At 66.8% G+C, this 2,322-nt stretch carries 2 protein-coding genes; both read right to left on the reverse strand.

The window, feature by feature from the left end; genetic code table 11:
• A partial coding sequence (locus tag VKP01_RS14705) for an FAD-dependent oxidoreductase (RefSeq protein ID WP_324413578.1) occupies positions 1-1,664 on the reverse strand: 1,664 nt, incomplete at its 3' end.
• 55 nt (positions 1,665-1,719) lie between these two features.
• The coding region (locus VKP01_RS14710; protein WP_324413577.1) for a formate--tetrahydrofolate ligase at positions 1,720-2,322 on the reverse strand (603 nt) is incomplete at its 5' end.

The following is a 2,322-nucleotide window of genomic DNA, read 5'->3' on the forward strand; positions in this document are numbered from 1 at the left end:
TGGAAGCCCCCCGCCGAGACGAGGTAGAAGCTGTCATCCGCTTCGCGCTGGATGGTGAATTCCGAATGCACGCCGCCACCGGGCGAGAGTGAATGGCACAGACTGACGCGTCCGGTCTTGCCCGGCAGGCGGTTCGCCACAAGTTGATCGAGGAAGGCCTGCGCGCCGGGCCCCGAGAGCCGCGCCTTGGCGAAGGGAGTCATGTCGAGCAGGCCGACATTCTCCATGACATTGGCGCATTCCGCCCCCACCGCATCGAACCAGCGCGAGCGGCGGAAGGACCAGTGATCCTGCTGCGGCGTCCCGGGGGGCGCGAAGAAATTGGGCCGTTCCCAGCCGAATTTCTGCCCGAACACGGCACCGAGCGCCTTCATCCGGTCGTGGCAGGGGGCCTGGCGCAGGGGCCGCCCGGCCGGGCGCTCCTCGTCGGGATAGTGGATGGTGAAGACATTGGCGTAAGCCTCCTCGTTCTTTGCCGCGAGATAGGCTTTCGACGCGTAATCGCCGAAGCGGCGCGGATCGACGCCGAGCATGTCGATGCTCGGCTCGCCCTCGACGATCCATTCGGCGAGCTGCCAGCCCGCCCCTCCGGCGGCGGTGATGCCGAAGCTGTGGCCCTCGTTGAGCCAGAAATTGCGCTTGCCCCAGGCCGGCCCGATGATCGGGCTGCCGTCCGGCGTATAGGCGATGGCGCCGTTATAGACCTGCTTGACGCCGACCTCCCCGAAGATCGGTACACGCGCGATGGCGCTTTCGATATGCGGCGCGAGTCGGTCGAGATCCTCCTGGAACAATTCGTATTCGCTGTCCGAGCCCGGGCCGTCGCGGTAGCAGGCGGGCGCGCCGACCTCGTAGGGCCCGAGCAGCAGCCCGCCGCGCTCCTCGCGCATGTACCAGGAGCCGTCGGATTCGCGCAGGACGGCGAGTTCGCCGAGCCCCTGTGCGCGCCGCGCCACGATCTCGGGATGGGGCTCGGTCACGATGTACTGATGCTCCACCGGCATGACCGGGATGTCGATCCCGACCATGCGCCCGGTCTGGCGGGCGAAGTTGCCGGTGGCGCAGACGACGTGTTCGCAGGTGATCTCGCCCTTGTCGGTGGTGATGACCCATTCGTCATTGGGTTTTTGCGTGATCGAGAGCACGCTGGTGTGGCGGTGGATCGAAGCTCCGAGCGCCCGGGCGCCGGTTGCGAGCGCCTGGGTCAGGTCGGCGGGCTGGACATAGCCGTCATCGGGATGGCGGATCGCGCCGACGAGGCCGTCTGGCACCGCGAAGGGCCAGATTTCGGCCACTTCCTCGGGGCTCAGGAATTCGACATTGACCCCGATGGATCGCGCCACGCCGGCATATTGGCGATACTCGTCCATGCGGTCGCGGCTGGTGGCGAGGCGGATATTGCCAACGCGCGCGAGCCCCACATCCTGCCCGGTCTCGGCCTCCAGAGCGCCATAGAGCGCGACGGAGTATTTGTGGATCTGGCCGACCGAGTAGCTCATGTTGAACAGGGGCAACAAGCCCGCCGCGTGCCAGGTCGAGCCGGAGGTGAGTTCCTTGCGCTCGATCAGCACCACATCGGACCAGCCCTTGCGGGCGAGGTGGTAGAGCGTGGAGACGCCAACGACGCCTCCGCCGATGACGACGACACGGGCATGGGAAGGCATCGCGTTCTTCATCATCCACCTCGCTCGCTTCAGGCCATGTCGACCAATTGCGCCGCTATGAGAGCCCGACGATCTCTCCGTCCCCGTCGAGCCCGATCCCGAGTGCCGCCGGCTGTCGCGGCAGGCCGGGCATGGTCATGATCTCCCCGCACAAAGCCACGACGTAGCCGGCCCCGGCGGAAAGCTTCACGTCGCGCACGGGCAGGATATGGCCAGCCACGTCCGAGCCGCGCGCGGCATCGGCGGAGAAACTGTATTGCGTCTTGGCTATACAGACCGGCAGATGGCCGAAGCCGAGCGCCTCGTATTCGCCGAGTTTGCGCGCGGCCATGTCGGACAGGGCGATGTCGGAGGCCTGATAGAGGCCGGTCGCGACCGCCCGGATCTTCTCCGACAGCGGCGCATCATCGGGATAGATCAGCCGCACCGGCTCACGCGGCGCATCGAGTGCGTCGAGCACGGCCTGTGCGAGATCAGCCGCACCGGTGCCGCCTTCCGCCCAGTGACGAGCGAGGACAAGACGCACGCCTTCCTCGGCGCAGATATTCTCGATCGCCGCACGCTCGGCATCGCTGTCGCCGGTGAAATCGTTGAGGCCGATGATCGGGGAGAGGCCGAACGCGCGCAGGATGCGGATATGCTGGCGCAGATTGTCTGC

The sequence above is a fragment of the Saliniramus sp. genome (assembly GCF_035311605.1).
Lineage (GTDB): Bacteria > Pseudomonadota > Alphaproteobacteria > Rhizobiales > Beijerinckiaceae > Saliniramus.